General features: G+C 36.1%; 15 protein-coding genes and 1 pseudogene. 8 read left to right on the top strand and 8 right to left on the bottom strand.

Features of this window, described 5'->3' with window-relative positions; genetic code table 11:
- Positions 1-201: 201 nt before the first annotated feature.
- On the bottom strand, positions 202-582 hold the full coding sequence (locus ABX891_RS16920) for a GreA/GreB family elongation factor (protein ID WP_024604280.1): 381 nt from the start codon (positions 580-582) through the stop codon (positions 202-204).
- Positions 583-1,207: 625 nt separating this feature from the next.
- Between ABX891_RS16920 and ABX891_RS16915 the strand changes: the two genes are divergently transcribed.
- Positions 1,208-2,080 (top strand): EamA family transporter, encoded by an 873-nt coding sequence (locus ABX891_RS16915; protein ID WP_165744906.1) that lies wholly within the window; start codon positions 1,208-1,210, stop codon positions 2,078-2,080.
- A gap of 44 nt (positions 2,081-2,124) precedes the next feature.
- Here the strand turns inward: ABX891_RS16915 and ABX891_RS16910 are convergent, their stop codons facing one another.
- The 3 genes from ABX891_RS16910 to ABX891_RS16900 all read right to left on the bottom strand — a co-directional run bounded on the left by ABX891_RS16910 (position 2,125) and on the right by ABX891_RS16900 (position 5,321).
- The gene (locus tag ABX891_RS16910; protein WP_354630156.1) at positions 2,125-3,018 is read right to left on the bottom strand and encodes a LysR family transcriptional regulator; all 894 of its coding nucleotides are present in this window, start codon (positions 3,016-3,018) and stop codon (positions 2,125-2,127) included.
- Positions 3,019-3,748: 730 nt separating this feature from the next.
- The gene (locus tag ABX891_RS16905; RefSeq protein WP_309169385.1) at positions 3,749-5,041 is read right to left on the bottom strand and encodes a type II toxin-antitoxin system HipA family toxin; all 1,293 of its coding nucleotides are present in this window, start codon (positions 5,039-5,041) and stop codon (positions 3,749-3,751) included.
- Positions 5,031-5,321, bottom strand: a complete 291-nt coding sequence (locus tag ABX891_RS16900) for a helix-turn-helix domain-containing protein (protein WP_090493474.1) — start codon at positions 5,319-5,321, stop codon at positions 5,031-5,033. Before ABX891_RS16900 ends, ABX891_RS16905 begins: the two co-directional genes overlap by 11 nt.
- Before the next feature lie 485 nt (positions 5,322-5,806).
- Between ABX891_RS16900 and ABX891_RS16895 the strand changes: the two genes are divergently transcribed.
- The 4 genes from ABX891_RS16895 to ABX891_RS16880 all read left to right on the top strand — a co-directional run bounded on the left by ABX891_RS16895 (position 5,807) and on the right by ABX891_RS16880 (position 10,231).
- The gene (locus tag ABX891_RS16895; protein WP_354630155.1) at positions 5,807-5,980 is read left to right on the top strand and encodes a hypothetical protein; all 174 of its coding nucleotides are present in this window, start codon (positions 5,807-5,809) and stop codon (positions 5,978-5,980) included.
- 633 nt (positions 5,981-6,613) lie between these two features.
- Entirely contained in the window at positions 6,614-7,750 is a 1,137-nt protein-coding gene (locus ABX891_RS16890; RefSeq protein ID WP_354630154.1) for a hypothetical protein, read from the top strand.
- Between the two features lie 339 nt (positions 7,751-8,089).
- Positions 8,090-9,064, top strand: coding sequence for a helix-turn-helix transcriptional regulator (locus tag ABX891_RS16885; RefSeq protein WP_309169383.1), 975 nt, complete (start codon positions 8,090-8,092; stop codon positions 9,062-9,064).
- 78 nt (positions 9,065-9,142) lie between these two features.
- Positions 9,143-10,231 carry a cell division protein FtsZ gene (locus tag ABX891_RS16880; RefSeq protein WP_354630153.1) on the top strand — a complete coding sequence of 363 codons (1,089 nt, stop codon included), beginning with the start codon at positions 9,143-9,145 and terminating at the stop codon, positions 10,229-10,231.
- 41 nt (positions 10,232-10,272) lie between these two features.
- Here the strand turns inward: ABX891_RS16880 and ABX891_RS16875 are convergent, their stop codons facing one another.
- From ABX891_RS16875 to ABX891_RS16860, 4 genes are all read right to left on the bottom strand, one after another.
- A complete protein-coding gene (locus ABX891_RS16875; protein WP_354630152.1) occupies positions 10,273-10,920 on the bottom strand; it encodes a hypothetical protein in 648 nt (215 codons plus the stop codon).
- Between the two features lie 58 nt (positions 10,921-10,978).
- Complete coding sequence (locus ABX891_RS16870) at positions 10,979-11,836, bottom strand: site-specific integrase (RefSeq protein ID WP_354630151.1); 858 nt, start codon at positions 11,834-11,836, stop codon at positions 10,979-10,981.
- Between the two features lie 123 nt (positions 11,837-11,959).
- Positions 11,960-12,406 (bottom strand): hypothetical protein, encoded by a 447-nt coding sequence (locus ABX891_RS16865; protein ID WP_354630150.1) that lies wholly within the window; start codon positions 12,404-12,406, stop codon positions 11,960-11,962.
- On the bottom strand, positions 12,340-13,632 hold the full coding sequence (locus ABX891_RS16860; RefSeq protein WP_354630149.1) for a tyrosine-type recombinase/integrase: 1,293 nt from the start codon (positions 13,630-13,632) through the stop codon (positions 12,340-12,342). The genes ABX891_RS16865 and ABX891_RS16860 overlap by 67 nt, the downstream gene beginning before the upstream one ends.
- Positions 13,633-13,892: 260 nt before the next feature.
- Here ABX891_RS16860 and ABX891_RS16855 point away from each other — a divergent pair, with 260 nt between their 5' ends.
- The 3 genes and pseudogenes from ABX891_RS16855 to ABX891_RS16845 all read left to right on the top strand — a co-directional run.
- A complete protein-coding gene (locus tag ABX891_RS16855) occupies positions 13,893-14,141 on the top strand; it encodes a YfhL family 4Fe-4S dicluster ferredoxin (protein WP_024595039.1) in 249 nt (82 codons plus the stop codon).
- 214 nt (positions 14,142-14,355) lie between these two features.
- Entirely contained in the window at positions 14,356-15,069 is a 714-nt protein-coding gene (locus tag ABX891_RS16850; RefSeq protein WP_354630148.1) for a metallophosphoesterase, read from the top strand.
- Positions 15,070-15,464: 395 nt separating this feature from the next.
- A pseudogene (locus ABX891_RS16845) lies at positions 15,465-17,074 on the top strand (TonB-dependent receptor); the annotation flags it as partial.
- Between the last annotated feature and the right edge of the window lie 18 nt (positions 17,075-17,092).

Genomic DNA, 17,092 nt, shown 5'->3' with positions numbered 1-17,092 from the left:
TCGGGGTTATAAAAACCCCGAGTTTGCGACTTTATTTAAAATAATATTAATTATTTTTCAAGTTGCTTTAGCTTATCTCTTCGCTCTTTACGTTTTTGTTTTAATATTTTGCTTGCATGTTTTTTAGGTTTTTCTTTACTCATTACAAATAACTCCAATTAAATATATAAAATTAATAAATAAAAATTGAAATAATTTACTCTATATTTCCTCCTTAATATTAATGGCTATTATTTCCCAAAGGTGGGATTCCCCAGCTTCTTTATATTCAATAATATGATTTATTTTATGCCCTAAAAGAGCGACCCCAAGAGGAGAGTGAAATGATACGTCACTAATAAAGTGCCTTCGTTGGCTTGGAGGCACTAAAGTTATGCGGCGCTTAAAACCGGTGGTTATATTTTTAATGACCACCGTGCTATTAATTTGTACATGCGGATTGAATTTTGACCAAGGCCGCTGTGAATACTCGACTTCTTGTAGTAAATACGCAAGCTTCAGCGGTTGTAATAGTACCGCTGCGTCTGTGAAGTCATTTTTAGACAGGAAAGATTTTTTACGCTCGAACAGAAAAGAAAGCACGGACTAACCCCCACAAAAACTAAATCGAATTTAAATATATAAAGGTACAGTGTAACTGCCGAGTGTAAGGGTTACACTCGGCTTAAATTCCGAAGGTGGTATTTGTTTTTAGCAGGTATGTGATTAAATTAAACATATTATCCTCTTTGTTTAAATCAATCATATTGAGTTTAAAAATAAAGTCAATTGAGTTTTAGGTTAAAAATATATTGTCGATAAAATGACAGTTTAAAACTGTTTTTTATGTTTTTATAAATTCGTTTTTTTCACTAAGTTGTTGTTATTTCTGTGTGTTAGTTGCTCACTATGTAATTGAAGTTAAACGACTAAATAGTTAAGTGCTATTTATGGGATCTATAGTGCCACTTATGCCTATTTATAATATTTATAGATTGAATATACTGGTGTTGTTGTTTATTAATGTGTAATTGTGTGGCTAGTATTTTATTTTTTGAAGCTTAAGCTGCTTATTTTATAGAGTAGAAGCTAGGTATCGGGTAACGCTCTTGTAGTGGCTACGTGTTTTACAGCTGAACCTTTATGTAATAGTCATTGCATTCAACAATGTTAAATAACCACTTTTTATTCAGGTTTATCGAAGTAAATTATAAAGGGTCTCATTTATATGTGGATAATTTTTGCATTACTCGCCACTGTTTTTTTTGGTGCGCGAGGAATAATGTACCAATGGACGTCACAAAAAAAGATTAATCGTAATCTATTATTATTCGGTGTTTTTTTTGTGGGATTTATAATTAGTGCGCTAGGTACTGTGGTGTTTGAGCACACATGGTACGGCTGGGCTGATATTACGGTTGGACTCGCTTTAGGTTTTGGATCTTTTGCGGCTAATGGGTTTTTGCACAAAGGGTTTTCGGTTGGGAAAGCGTCTTTAATTAGCATCCTGTCGGGGTTAACGCCTTTATTTGTACTTTTATTTGCCTTTTTATTATGGAAAGAAACCTTAACTGTTATTCAATTAATCGGCTTTTTTATTATTTTTGGCGGCCTTTATATTATTCGCTACTCCAGCGATATCTCATTAAGTAATTTACAAGGCGCGCAATGGGGGTTACTGGCGGCACTGTCCTTTGCATTTAATGATTTAATGGGTAAGCAATCAACGCTTCTTGAGGCGGATACGTTTGCAACTTTAACGTCTATGTTTGGTTTTGGTAGCTTTCTTTTTGCCGTCAGTTGGTTAGTAAAGCGAAAAAAAATGCTAGCAGAGCAAGGCTCTTCTCAAGCGTATTGGTCTGCCGGTAAAACATTTTCGTGCGGGTTACTTATTGGTTTAACAAATGTAGCTGGCATGGTTGCAATAATATCGGCTTTTGCTATTGGTAATACAGGGCTAGTTTCAGCGATTTCAGGTATGAATATTTTAATTATTTTGTTGTATTCACGCATCATTCTAAAAGAGTCTTTTACACGCCAAGAAGTTATAGGATTAACAACGGCATTTTTAGGTGTAATCGTACTAAGGCTTAGTTTTTAAAAGATGAATTAGCTTAATTACTTTGCTGTGAAAAGCCTACACTGCTACATTTTAGTGAAGTGTTGCAGTGTATGCTCTATAAGTAATCGCACTCGATAAGGGATTTGTTTTCTGTCGCGATAAAGCATAGAAAATGGCTGCCCTTTGCTTTGCCAATCAGGAAGAATGTGTTTAAGCTTTCCGGCTTTAATAAGTGGTAATGCTATATAATCAGGGATGTAGCTAATACCCACACCAGACTCAACTGCTTGTTTCATCATTTGAATTTCATCAACTTCTAATCGAACATGTGTGTTTGGATTAAAACAGTACTCTTCACTCGTTTGCTGATTTTTTAATTGCCACGGTACCAACCCAACGCACGTAACTTTTGATTGCTCTTCTAATTGCTCAGGATGAGTGATGGATTGATAATCATAGTCAGGATGAGCACACAGCAGGTTATGAGTAAGCTTAAGTTCTCTAATAACCCAATTGTCGATGGCTGGGTTTCTTACTCTAAACGCGATATCAATCCCTTCTTTTTCAATATCAATAAGATTATTTGAAAAGCGTAAATCTAATTGAATATCGGGATGTTGCAGTAAAAATTCACAAAAAATAGCACTTAAAAAGTGTTTACCTATGTAAATGGGTGCAGAGATCCTAATTTTTCCTTTAGGTTGGTCTTTCTCATCACAAAGTGCTTGCTCAATACACTCTACTTCGTCAAATAACTTGCGGTAGCGGTCGTAATATAATTCGCCAGTATGTGTAAGTGTAACTCTATGAGCATCTCGATTTAGTAACGTTAATTGAAGGGCTTGCTCTAATAAACGTATTCTACGGCTTAAAGTTGATAATGACATACCAAGGTTTATGGATGCTTTTTTAAAGCTACCTAGTTTTACTATGGTGCAAAAGTAACGTAAATCATCAAGAGAATAACTAGCTGCCATTAGAACTACTTTATTATTTAGGAGGTAGACAATATTAACAGCGGCACTTTAAAATTTCATTCGAGATTAAAAGTAGAGAAGACCGAGGTTTTTATTGATAAAGATCAACAAAGAAAAAGCTAATAAAATGCATAATTTAACGCTGTTAATCATATTATTTAAAATACAGCAGTGAATGCTCTATTTTTTCATTGCTTGTTTTATATGGACTTTAATGAACGAGGCTTATAAGTGGCTCTACTCATAAATAGTAAATGCATTAACTGCGATAGTTATAAGGTTTTCAATTAAAGTCTTTAAAAACAGCTCGTTACTTTGTCGTGCTATAGCTTGTGCTACGATTTTACGTAACTCGTTAGCACTTGGTTAGTATCTTAAAAAGAACCTTAGAAGGCAAATTGTATTAACTAAAAAATTAAAAACACAAACTACCATAAACTTTGAATCGATATTATTTAAATCTAATAACGCTTAAATAAGATTCCAAGTAAGTAAGAGTACTGGTAGATAACGTAACTCAATCTGATCAGCTAAATGAATTAAACGTAGTTTGAAGTCATGTTTGCTAGGGGCATTGAAATAGACATTAGAAATGTCAATTAGAAATGTCAATTAGAAATGTCAATTAGAAATGTCAATTAGAAATGTCAATTAGAAATGTCAATTAGAAATAAAGTTGCCGCTGCCTTTTTAGAGTTATAAATAAATCAATACTATTAGCTTAATACAATTAACTGCCTATTAAATGCTTATTTATGGCGTACGTATTATCAAGCTGTTGCTCTATTAAACTAATCGTTTGCTTATTTACGTCGAGCGCTTTTGCTGTGTTTTTAAAGTTTAAAATAATCTCTGCTATTTCAGATATGATAACTTGTACCTGCTTCCAATTTGCGTAACCAGCAGCAGAGGCTAGCTTTTGAATCGCTTTTAGTGGCGGGTTTTTTCCAAATCCAGCAAACGAAGTAGCATGCTCATTAAAAGGGTGAGGACTAAAAGTGACATCATAAAAAGGCGCTAAATCCCACTCACCAGAATCTTCTTGTAAAAAAGCCCAGTTTTTACTGTGGTCGTCTTGGTTACAGCTAAATAAATTAAACATAGCCCGACGAAATTGTAATTGCCCTGCAGCAGGTGATTTGCATAAAACACGGCTCGCTTTAATTAAATCTTCATAATCTAATGTAGGTGTGCGAAAATCAGCATCAAGCAAGCCACATGCACTATGCATATGTTTGCAGCCCATTTTATTACCCCTTAATTTAAACCTATCGAATCGTTTTAGGGCAAGCCATTGTTTTGCACCGGTCCCTTCTGGGGCGGGTACCAGTAATCTCTGGGGAGGGTTTAATCCCGCTTGTTCAGCTAAATCCAAATACACAGCTTCACATAACCCTTCCTCATGTCCTAAAGCGAGGTTTTTGGATGTGAATTTTATTAACCAAGCATCATCACCTGTTTTAGGTTTTGTTCTACATTCTTGTATATTATTGTCAGAAAAATAAATTTGGGCTTTTGGGCGTGCACCGCCGGAGCTACCAGCAGCCACTAACGCAGAAAGTACTTCTTCTGTTTGTCCGTCAAATATTGCTTGGGCTTGTTGGCCTAATGTAGCAAGACCAGCTTCATCGTCATTTGTGCCATCATAATGAGTTTCAGGTGTAAACGATAATGCTCCCATAGCCGAATGGCCAACAAAAGATAAGCGGTCCATTGCTGTAACAAAGTTAGGCATTATATTATTTTGTCTGAATACACGATCCTGTAGTAATAGCCCCCACCCATCAGGTAAACAATCAGAAAAGACCCCATGCAATCCATTATGTGGGCTTTTGGGTGCTAACTGAACATCTCTATTGAAGGCGAGTGAAAATGGTGAAAGATTACCATATGTGTCTAAATAGCCTTGATCGAATTGAAAGTAAACACCTTGTCTATTTTGAGCAAGTACACCAACCATTAACTCTGTTGAGTCTGACAGTGTACGTTTTACTTCTAGCTTTTCTATGGGTTTAAAGGCCATTGTTTAATACCTGAGCAATTGACGTTGGCGCATTCTTACCTTGAGTTGGCGCTTTTGTTAATTCATATAAACGAGTCAAATCGTCGAGAGATTGCCACAAAAGTAATAGCTGCCTGAATGAAATAAGTCCTGTAACCTCAAACTTTTTTATTGTAGAAGCAGGTACCGTACTTTTTTTAGCTAACGCCTCACGTGACATCTTTGCTTTTTTGCGGCGTTCTTTTAGATGCTCAGCAAAAGCTAGCTGCACATCACCTTCGCTTAATAATAAATAATTAATAATAGAACCTCAAAAAAGACATGTGTGTATCTAAAGTGGATTTTAAATAGGGTTAATGGATACTATAGTGTCTATTTTGTTGCGAGTAAAGCGTTTGATACGTGTTAATGCCAAGCAAAGTAGATACTGGCTAATTTTGTTCAGGTTCCTTATACAATAGAGTGTAAATCAAATTAGAAGCGTAAAAAATTAAAACGCATTTTAGTGTTTTTCACTTTTCACCATAAAGTGCCTTTTAGGGATCTTTAAGCTGCATTTTGGGCCTTAAAGTGACTTATTGGTCACTTTAACTGGCGACGGTTATACCCAAAAGTTTTGTATTTTTTTTACTTAATTTACTTTCTTAGCTTGTGTATTTGTCTTAAAAGCAAAGCGCCCAATTCCAGCGCGCTTTTTTAGTGTCGTCATTTTTATAATGCCAAAAATCATATTATAATATCTTAAAGTCTGTTGCAGTAAATGTAGGCTTAAATTAGGCTCGGACTATGAACCCTTATGATGATATTTTTGAAACTGTATTAGCGTTAAATGAGCCTAATAGCAACGTAGCTGATAGTGATTATAACCTCAACTTAAAAGAGGTTAATTCGGCTCACTGCCTCAGTATTTCAACTAATGAAAAGCGAGTTCTATTAGAAAAGCTTGGCATTTTGATTTAGTAAAATCAGACAATAAAATCGCATTGTTAAAACATGATACCCAAAATGTTCATTTAATCGCTGTAACAAATACCAAAATAACTAAAAAGTCAGGCTTAAAAGTTACAAAATGTATTATGACGCGCTTTGATTCGGTATATACCCCTAGAGATGTAGCTGATCATGTAATGTCAAACACATACTCGCGAGCACGGAGGTGTTAATTACAGATCTCCATAAAGGAGGTAGCGATGGGCGTTTTTGGAGCTCAAGAATTAGCACCGCATTCGAATTAGGGCTCTTTGTGTACTTTTTAGATTATGAAAAAAATGAAATTTTGCATGCTACTAGCCCAGAACATTTCAATGCGCTTACTCATTCAATGGAAGTTAAATACTCAGACCCCCAGAAACTTAGGGTAATTATAGCTGATAGGTTAATTGATAATATTGAAAGTGACGCATTCTATGCTAAATTGCGTTATTACTTTTAAATTATTATGCACTTACAGATTTTTAAGCATCTATGTGGGTCTTTTCCTCTAACTTTGCTGGTCGACATGCAAATTAGTTAAATAAACTCTAATCTAGTTTAATACGAAAATGAGGCTAACTTGCTAAGTTAGTTAGCGGAGCAATTTTACAGGTAGCAATTATGGAAAGCCTTTTAGTCAATTTAAGAAAATACCGCCCTAGAGAAAATAATGATCCACTAGAAAACTTTTTAACAGAAGCGTTTGCTTGGCTGTTAAGAAGTAACCGAGAAGTTTTACAAGCAGTACTGGAGTGTATAAATAACAAACTGCAACCACCAATTAATGTGCCCGATGGTGATATTTTTATTTCAACGCAGGAAAATTTTAATAATAAATTCCCTGATCTAGTCATTAGTTGGCATGATTGCACGCTTGTATTTGAGCACAAGGTTAATTCTCCATTGCATTTAAATCAACTTCAAAACTATCGAGAATATGCACTCAAAACTTATGACAACCACAAAATAATATTAATAACCGCTACTTCTTTTCAGCACGCTCAAAAGCCTGATGCTGCATTATGTTGGGAGGAAATTTATAAATGCTTAATAGTTTTGGCTGATAAAATAAATGATGAGCACGCGAGTTGGGCAATCGAAGATTTCTTATCATTACTAAAATCAGAGGGATTAGGGCCAAAAACGCCAATGAATCGCTTCTCAATTGCTAATTATTTAGAGGCCGTGAAGTTTAGTGAACAAGTTGACTCTATCTTCAAAGAGGCTCAAAAACTAGTATGGCCGCTACAAAGCATAGGAATGGAGCCTGTATTTAAGCGCCAAGGAACTGAGTCAAGAGTTGGGCTAGAATTTTGCCCTACGATTAAAGATAAAGGCAGGCAATGGCTTCCTGGAATATTTTGTGGTGTGTTACTCGATGGTGCGGATCACGGGGTTAAAAACTTTACAAACAATGAACTAAAATTATGTTTAGTTTTTGACTTTAATCGAACAGGCCAAGAAACGATTAAACATTCAGAGAATTATAAAAAATTTAAAGAGGGACTTAAATCGTTTGTTAATGATTGGGAGTATATAGATACGGCTGTAGAGCCAAACGCAAAACACAATAAATGGCACCCAATTATTATTTTAAAGCCAATGCTCCCTCTGTTTGAGAGTACCAATACTCACCAAGAACAAGTAAATATAGTGCTTGGGGTGTTTAGCGAATTACAGAAAAACCTTATTGAGAGACCCGAATTTATAAAATTAGTAGAAGAGCTTACAGTGACAAAATCAAGTGTTACTAAGTAGGATTTAACAACCCCATTTTGCAACATGTAAAGTTAGCAAAAGGTAAAGAAGCAGGTTATTCATTAAGCTAAAATAACCTAGCTTTCTAAATAAATGACATGCGGGAAATTTTATTACTAAAAGCCGAAGATCTTCCTCTTCTTTATTATAATACCCATATTATTTCCCTTAATAATAGCTAAAATCGACATCTGAGATGTACTAAAGTACTAGTATTTTAAATTTATATTAGAGGTTTATTTGATATGTATTAATTTAATTAGATATTTGAATTGATTGATATTAATAACACATTATGAAAATTAGATAATTTTGTCCTAGCTGGTAAGACTAATAAAAATGAAACCTTTTCGATACCTAACTCTTTTAGAATATATACCTATCAGCCCTTTAAGTATTTCAGTCAAACAGCTACAAGATGATTTATCACAGCGAGGTGTTGAATTATCAACCCGCATGCTCCAGCGTGACCTGCAATCACTTTACGAGCAAGGTTGCTTTGGGCTTGAAAAAGATACCCGCAGTAAGCCCTATGGCTGGTCTATCAATGCTCAGTGGCGAGGTGGTAACGCAAAAGTTATGAGCAGCGAAGTTGCTGAGCATTATTTGCTTCTAGAGCAGTTACTACCACAATCGGCCCCCATAGATGTTAAGCAGTCGGTACATATTAAAGCAGAGCAGGCACTAAAACGTGTTAATGGCCATGTGCCTGAGTGGTTTTCGACTCTGCCTAAGCCTTCGTTAAAAGTGAATATTGATAATCAGTTAGTTGCGCAAATTGAGCATGCGATTAAGCATAAGCGTGCAGTGAGCACTGAGCTTTATAGAGTACTTTACGATGAGGCACATTGGCTTAAGTTTGCTGAATTGAGTTTTTATAACTTAGTTGAGCAAGGCGGAGTGTTGATGGCGGAGTTTATGGTGGGGTCGCTTCACGATAAATGCTATCAAATGCCGGTTTATCGCATTCGTAATGTACATGTACTACAAAAAAATCGTAGAGAACCGAGTGCTGAACAACTAAAAACGTTGCGCAGTGCTATTAATAAATGCATGAACCAAGAGTGTATTGAACTTATTGTAAAAGCTCCCAAACACTCTGCTGTTAATCAAGGATTTATTGAGCTTGGTGAGCTGACTGACAAGCAAAGTATTGATGAAAAAAACGTATTACTTACCTACCAAACTATTGATACCGAGCAATTAACCGATGAGTTGCTTAAATGTGCACATTGGCTTGAAGTGATTAAGCCGGAAAAGCTGAGACAAAGAATTATTTCTAAGCTTAAAGCGGCTGCTAGTAACTATCAATAACGCTAATTAACTTGGGTGCGTCAATTTTTGACGCACCTATTTGTTATGCTCCTTTAAAAGTTAAGGAGTGATTAGATTATGTTTCAATTAATTCAGCAAAATGATGGTTTATCAATCGGTGTATTTGGTATTGGTGGGTGCGGTTGTAATACCCTTAACAGTATTTTTGAGCAACGCGAGTCTGATCAGGCGCACTTGTACAGTGTTAATACCGATAAAGTAGTACTTGAGCATACACAGAGTGATGAAGCAGTGCTTATAGGTGCTGAGCTAACTCATGGTTATGGTGCAGGAGCCGACCCTAAAGTTGGACTACAAGCGGCAGAAGAGAGTAAAGAGCAGCTTTTATCGCTCATTAATGGCTGCGATATAATTCTGTGTGCAACAGGGTTGGGGGGCGGTACTGGGACTGGCGCTAGCCCGTATATTGCACAACTTGCTAGTGAGCAAGGTAAGCCCATTATATTTGTTGCTACATTACCATTTAGTAGTGAAGGGCAGTTTAGAAATAATATAGCGCAAGCAGGTTTAAATGAGCTTAAAGAGCATGCTAATGCGGTTATTACTCTCCCAAATGATCAACTGATTGAGGTGCTTGGTAACGATATAGGATTATTCGATGCGTTTAAACATTCAAACCAAATACTCCACTCACTGATAAAATCACTCATCGATATGCTTTGCCATCAAGGCTTAATAAACGTTGATTTAAATGACTTTGCTAAAATTATGGATTGCCAGGGAGATGCTGTACTAGGTGTTGGTAAATGCGATGAAGAAAGCGAGCTTACTACTGCGCTTGATGGGGCACTTAACAATCCGCTGGTTAATCAAGTTGATATGTCATCAAGTACGGGTGTAATAATACAAGTCAATTGCAAAGATGAAATTTCACTGGGTAGTTACAACCTCATTACCGATACAGTACGTCAGCAGGTAAGCCCTAATGCGTTAGTTATTTGTGGTGTTTCAAAAATAGAAACCTTAGCAACCAATTATGAGCTACTGGTTATTGCTACGGGCGCGAGTTCTAAAATGGTACTTGATGACACTAAAAGTGAGTCAAGCTCTAAAGTAGTCGCCACTAAGCCAAAGCCATCTGATATTTTTGACATCCCTGCTTTTATAAGAAATCAATCTGCACCACCTAGTAAAAGCTCTTTATAGGTTTGTAAATAACGACAACGCTGTATAGCAATATGTAAGCGCTACTCTAATATTTGCAAAGGGCGGCTCTTTTTAAGCTTTTGGGTTTGCTGGATTATATTACTCCAGATAGTTGAATATGCATTTATTGTGCTTTTGACGTTGGCGATAAATGTATTTGAATTATCAAATTTAAAAAATGATTTTTGTGTCGTTTTGTTTTTTAACTTAGCCTGTATTTTTACTTCTTTAAGTACTTCCTTCTCAAATAGTGAGAAGTTTTTATAAAGTGCTTTAATATCAGTATTATATAATTTATTCGAGTGGTCATAATGTTTACTCATTGGATCGTGCTCTGAAACAGAGTGATGAAGCATTTTTTTAGACTCAATTTCAGCAATCGTTGATGAGCCAATTTTTTTAGTTAGCACTTCTTTCATGTGCGATTTTAAAAAGCTGCGCAGTAGTGTTGGAAATGCTCCGGCAGATCCTTTTATATTTATGTTATCTCGCGGGGCCGCCACCATGTTCTTTGGTGCATGATATTTAAGAGTTCGGTTTAAACTCTCTTTACTTATTGGGTTTGAGGCGTTTTTAACCTTGCAGAATAAATAGGTGCGGTTTATGTCTGGGTTTAATTTTAATTCTTGTTGTATCGCTTTTTTCATTTCGGATGTAAGTTGTATTTTAAACTCTTTTTGGTTTTTCATAGCACCGCGAGTGGTATGAGTTGTTTCAGGAAACGTCAAAAACTTAGGGTTATCTAAATCATCTATATACGATAGATGAAGGTTGCAAAATATTTATGGGTCTTAGCCCAGTAAACATCATCAGTAGTACGGCATTTATTAATGTATTATTTTTAGCTGTTTTTAGGTTTATGTATAGCTGAGAAACAAGAGATATATCAGTATAGGCCTTACAAGGAATAGGCTTCGCCGTTCGAGAAGATATATAATTATTGTCTATTTCTAGGAATGGATTAGTGCCATTATTATATTTATTTTTTGCGAATACCCACAGTTTTTTCATTTGCTCGAATAGCTTAGCCACATGCGGGCCACTTTTCTCTGTTAGTAGTTGGTCAAGCGTTGCTTCTATTATCTCAGGCGTAATAGTCTGAAATAACGTATTTTTACCAAAGGCATTTTGAATTGCATTAAGGTAAGAGGTGTATGTTGTTACTGTGGTTTCAGCTAACTTGCTAGGGCTATGTTTATTTATTGACTGTAAGTTTTCTATTTGTTTACATACTACAAATTCGAATGTGTAATTAGAAGTGCTCTTTTTGTATATTTCAGCCGCTTTTAATTTCGCTGCTGAAAAACTCATATCATTAGAATCACCAAGCTTGATATTTTTTATGCCATGTTCTTTTTTAAAATGAGTAAAAAATTTAATAATGCCATCATTCTGGAAGACAATTCTTATTTGATCTTTAAGTTGATATTTTGAAAGTCTTTTTCCTTTTTCTTGCGCCAATATAATAGTCGCAAGACTGGCTAGCTCTTCCATTGACTTGTCATTGTATGGAGGCTTATTCGCATTAAATTCAGCCATGCAAAGGTCACGACTTTTAATCGTGACCTCACATGGTTTTATTGAATTTAATACTGATGTTGCCATTAATATATAAGCCTTAAAAAAGTTAAAATCATCAAATAACTGATGAGGTATCGCTCTAATAAGGCAATGATATGAAATTAATTTTTTTTACAAAAACTTTGGTAAGTCGAAATTAAACTTTTTTTAATTATTTTTTGCTTTAGCTTCTTGGTCACTTAAATACCTCTCAACGACAGCTCTTCCTTCTTCGGTTAAGATCAAATCTTTTGCTACTCTGCCCGTATCACCAAGAGGCTGATTAATGAAGTTTACATAACTGCCTTTGTGAACTAAATGAGCTTTAATTCTATCTCTCAGGGCTTTCTTTTGGTTGTTTTCATCTAGGTTTTTAGCTTGTTTACTTTGCATACCTGTAAGTTTGAGTTGTTGGCTTTCGAGTTCTTTGGCTCTTTTTAAAATACTTGCTTCATGAATTTTGAATACATTAAATTTTAGCTTTGTTGAAGTGCCAAATAGCTCTTCAGATTTATCATAGTTTAAGCCGTTTGGATCGTCCTCTTTTCTTAGGTGATGAAGCGCGAGTCTTGTGAGTTCCTCTGCGTGTTTAAAATGATAGCCGTTGGCAACCATAATCGCTTTTGCGTTGGATTTAAAAAACTTCGGCACATTGTGCAAAATGCACCTGCAGATCCTTTCATTACAATATTTCTTTTATCTCCTTTTACTGCATCAACAGGTGAGTAATCTTTAATGATCTTATCCAGCGACCTTTTAGCAAATGGTTTGTTAAGATCGCGAGGCTGAAGAAATATATGATCAGGGTTACAGTTGGGTAATGCATTTTCCATCCAGGCTCTCTGCTCTAAAATAATGGTGCGCATGGCCTTGGTTAATGGCAGCTTATATTCTTTTTGGTTTTTCATTTCTCCACGAACCCCAACAACAGATGCCGGAAAGGTAATTAAGGTTGGAAAGTCGATACTATTGAGCCACTCCCACTTCATTTGTGGAATATTAATAGGGCGTATGCCTGTCAAAATCATAAATCGCGCAGCATTTTTTTGATGTACATTTGGGGCCGATGCTAGATTTATCCATAATTCAGCTATCGAATCTAAGTCTGTATAAACTTGGCAAGGACGGGGGCTTTCTACACGGTCAGATACGTAAAAGTCATCGATATCAGCAGCTGGGTTTTTACCTGAGTTAAATTTGTTTTTGGCAAATCGCCATACTCTTCTAATTTGTGCAAAAAGCTCAATTGCTTGGTTGTTAGACTCTGTTTTTATAATTATATCTACAATCTTTTCTAACTCTCCAGCTGTAAGAGACTGGAACGCTCTCTTAAGCGGAAAATGATGCCTGAGCTTTTTTATTCTGCATTGATATGTTCTGAGCGATGAAGCTGCAAATTTAGTGGGTGCGATGTTATGACGCTCTATTAAGCTTTGTTCATATGCATCAAACACAGTTTTAATATTATGATTATTTAAAACGCCATACTTCATTTGATCAGTAAGCTTACGCGCTTTTGCTATTGTTAATTCAGGTGCTTCACCTAACTTGGTATTAGCTATGCCAGATGATTTAGGGAAAGCTGAGTAAAAAGATACTGTTCCAGATAGGGTAAATATAAGACGAAGATTGTGTTGTGCCTCATATTTCGATAATCGCTTCGTATCTTGTTTCTTAACCTCTTGTTTTGATTTTTCTTTTTCCTCAAAAAAGATGATTTGAGAGGCCAAAATAACACAGCGATTTATGTGCTGCATAGAAAATGGCGATTTAAGTTGCTTCCATTCTAGTTTCGCTTTCGTGTATTGAGCTTTGGTAAGCGTTGATAGTGATTTTTTCACTTTGATTAAACCTATATAAATAAAGGCCTTTCGGCGATTTTTATTGATTAAGATCAACAAAGCAACAGAGAAAGATAGGCATAATTCGCGGCTGTAATTTACACCCAAAAATAAAAATTTGTGTTACTAATTTGTGTTACGATTTAATGAAAAATAGCGGTTTTTTATTAAACTAGAACTGCACAAAAGTTAGCCTTTACACACATTTGTTTTTACTTATCTTTTTGTTTTATAATGATATTAATTGAAAAGGCTAAAAAATGGCTCTACTCATAAATAGCAAATGCATTAACTGCGATATGTGTGACCCAGAATGCCCTAATGAGGCTATTTATATGGGCGCTAAAATATACCAAATAGATGCAAACAAATGTACAGAGTGTGTAGGGCATTATGATAAACCTACTTGCGTAAGTGTTTGCCCTATTGACTGCATAAAGCCCGATCCGAATAAGCGTGAAACTTTGGACGAACTAGCAGAGAAATTTGTGCGGGTAACTGGCAAATAACTCGTCAGGTATTTTGCTAAGCAGCTTTTAATTTAGGCTAAAAACACTACTTACATTACTTATTTAGGTTGTAGCTAAGGTCCTCTGCCATGCATTTTTAGTTTCAATCAAATCTTATTACCTTCATTAATTATCAACTATATTGTGTTACCTTAAGGCTTTATAAACTCAAGCATTAATCTAAGTTTTAGATTGCATTCTATAGGAGTCTATTTTGGATATAGGTATTAACGCTATTCAGGCTGTATCTTCAAAACAAGCCATATTTATTAATGATGAGTGCCGAGTATTTGTAATTGGCGATCTTGATGGTGATTTACCGGCCTTAAAAAACGCACTTAATAACGTAAATTTTGACCCTGAAAGAGACACTTTGTTTTGTCTAGGCGATTTTGTTGATCGCGGGGATAAAACATATGACTTATTTACATACTTACAGGCCATTAGGGCATGTATGATATTAGGTAATCATGAGCATTTAATGTTGGAATCATTATTAAGTAATGATAAAGCGGCTTTTAAATTATGGACTGACAATGGCGGCAATTGGCACAAGTCGGTATCGAGTGAAAAGCTCAATGTTATGTGCGATGAGTTACTAACTAAACCTCTTTCAATAGTACTTGAATATCGCGGTTATAAATTTGGGTTGTCTCATACATTTGCACAATCGTGGGATTGGGAAAATTACCCTGATGATAAATCGGTGATTGTGCAATCTTTATTGTGGGATCGCGAAGTAGTTAAACAAAATAAGGTAGTTAAAAGTCATGGAGTCGACTTTTCAATACATGGACATAACTCAACTAAAGCACCTTTTTGGGTGGGTAATAGTTATCATATAGATACCAATTATTATGGTGGAAAGCCGACATTACTCGAGCTTTCAGAGGTTATTGCTACACTTGAAAAGTCATCTGCTCTTTAGGGTTTTCTACTTTTTAAATATCATTCGGCAGCTTTGCTTTTTAAAATGTAAGCTGCTGACTACCACACCTAATTATCCCCTTCGTTTTTTTGTATACACTTTATGATGATTTTTGCACCGTAATTATTTTATTAAGCTATTAAATACAACAAAGCCGCTCTTAGTTTATTAATTGAGAGCGGCTTTGATGTGTGGGCTGGGTTTTAGCTTTCATTTAATAGGTATAAATACAGTTAAAAGAGGATCCACTCGATTTTATATTTTTGGTTAACAAACGGTTAAGTTTGGCTGTGTAGAATTGGGAACAATTTTTGCCATTACGTGAATAATTTGCGTAAAAGGACTAACTTCTCGCTTTAGTTTTATGAGCAGATTTAAATGGAACAGCCTCTCACATGATAGTAGTAAGTATATACCCTTTCCCTTTTTCAACGTTTTGTAAGTCATCACTTTATGTATCAATTTTTTCTGCTTTGGGTTCTACGTGTGCTTTTGCAGCGCAAGAAAACGAAAACTCGCAGCACACAAAAGATATAGAAGTAATAGAAGTACGTGGTATCCGTTCAAGCATGGCCGAAAACTTAGATGTAAAACGTATGTCTGGCTCTGTGGTTGATGCAATTACCGCTGAAGATATTGGAAAATTCCCTGATAAAAATGTAGCAGACTCTCTTCAGCGTGTACCCGGTGTGGTAATTGAGCGTGATGGTGGAGAAGGTTCATCTGTCAGTATTCGTGGTTTATCGTCAGAACTTACCTTTACACAGCTTAATGGTAATTTTATTGCGTCTTCTCCGGGAGAGCCTTCGCGTTCGTTTGATTATGCTTTGTTACCGTCTTCGATGATTGAAAGTGTAGAGGTTTATAAATCGCCAGAGGCACGCTTAGATGAAGGAGGGGTTGGTGGTACTGTATTAATGCATAGCCGAAAGCCTTTGAGTATGGATGCAAACTCGGGTGTATTTAATGTAGAGAGTACTTACGCTGATGTTACAAAAGAATACGAACCACAGTTTACGGGTTTATATTCATGGAAAAACGACGACGAAGACTTTGGTGTATTAGTTGGCTATACGTATCAGGAACGCACAAACAGGACACTTTCGGGAGGAACTGATGCAAATGTATGGCGCTACACTGGCGGTGGACAACCTACAGACATAAACGGTAACGCAGTTAATAACAATAATGGTTGGGATACTATTAATGATGCAAACGGCAACAGTTACGATGGCGTTTGGTTTCCACAAGTTGTGCGAGGCTCAGTTCTTAACGAAAAACGTGAGCGCGAAGGAATTCAAGTTAGTACACAGTGGCGACCAACAAATCGTTTAGAGCTTGGATTTAATTACTTTGGCTTTACACTCGGCCAAGACAGAACTGAATCTGTGATTGATATACCTGAGTGGTCTTTAAATTCTGATTTTTTAACTGATGTAAATCTTGATGAGTCGGGAAGTATTGTTACAGGTATGCAATACGATGCGATGGCAAGCGGTATTGAAAGTGATATGCAGTTTCCGTGGATGCGCGGCAGTTATGTACGTGAAGAATCCACCTCCGATACCTTTGATTTTAATTTAACTTATGAAGGCGATAATTTTAAAGCGCGAACACGCGATCTAGTGTAATACAAAATCAGAAGGGGGGCCGGAAGAAAAGCTGGGAAGCTGCATATAAAAGTTCAAACGCGGGCGAAAACGCCACTGCTATTCAAAATGCTGCTCAAACGGCAGGCTGGTCACTCAACCAAAATAATGTATCACTTAATATTGACCCTAATACACTAGCTAACTTGCAAAGTGGAATTGGAGGCGGTCGTGATGCGGGCTCTTCAAACTCAAGTTTTGTACGCAGTGAGTTAGAAGAAGATTATTACCAAGCTGATGTGGATCTTTATGTTGATTGGGCTTTTTAAAAACAATTAGAACCGGTGTCAAATATCGTAACTCCACGCTTCATCGGTGAAACTGGCAATACCTTCTTTTTAGATCCTAATTTTGATAAACACGCGATCTAGTGT

Source organism: Pseudoalteromonas sp. NCIMB 1079 (genome assembly GCF_040567695.1).
GTDB lineage: Bacteria > Pseudomonadota > Gammaproteobacteria > Enterobacterales > Alteromonadaceae > Pseudoalteromonas > Pseudoalteromonas distincta.
Note: the sequence above shows the minus strand (reverse complement) of the source record. Positions and strands in the feature narration are given on the sequence as shown.

Coding starts and splice junctions, on each gene's coding strand:
- ABX891_RS16915 (WP_165744906.1), top strand. CDS start 1,208: ATGTGGATAATTTTTGCATTACTCGCCACTGTTTTTTTTGGTGCGCGA.
- ABX891_RS16910 (WP_354630156.1), bottom strand. CDS start 3,018: ATGGCAGCTAGTTATTCTCTTGATGATTTACGTTACTTTTGCACCATA.
- ABX891_RS16905 (WP_309169385.1), bottom strand. CDS start 5,041: ATGGCCTTTAAACCCATAGAAAAGCTAGAAGTAAAACGTACACTGTCA.
- ABX891_RS16895 (WP_354630155.1), top strand. CDS start 5,807: ATGAACCCTTATGATGATATTTTTGAAACTGTATTAGCGTTAAATGAG.
- ABX891_RS16890 (WP_354630154.1), top strand. CDS start 6,614: ATGGAAAGCCTTTTAGTCAATTTAAGAAAATACCGCCCTAGAGAAAAT.
- ABX891_RS16885 (WP_309169383.1), top strand. CDS start 8,090: ATGAAACCTTTTCGATACCTAACTCTTTTAGAATATATACCTATCAGC.
- ABX891_RS16880 (WP_354630153.1), top strand. CDS start 9,143: ATGTTTCAATTAATTCAGCAAAATGATGGTTTATCAATCGGTGTATTT.
- ABX891_RS16875 (WP_354630152.1), bottom strand. CDS start 10,920: ATGAAAAACCAAAAAGAGTTTAAAATACAACTTACATCCGAAATGAAA.
- ABX891_RS16870 (WP_354630151.1), bottom strand. CDS start 11,836: ATGGCAACATCAGTATTAAATTCAATAAAACCATGTGAGGTCACGATT.
- ABX891_RS16865 (WP_354630150.1), bottom strand. CDS start 12,406: ATGGTTGCCAACGGCTATCATTTTAAACACGCAGAGGAACTCACAAGA.
- ABX891_RS16855 (WP_024595039.1), top strand. CDS start 13,893: ATGGCTCTACTCATAAATAGCAAATGCATTAACTGCGATATGTGTGAC.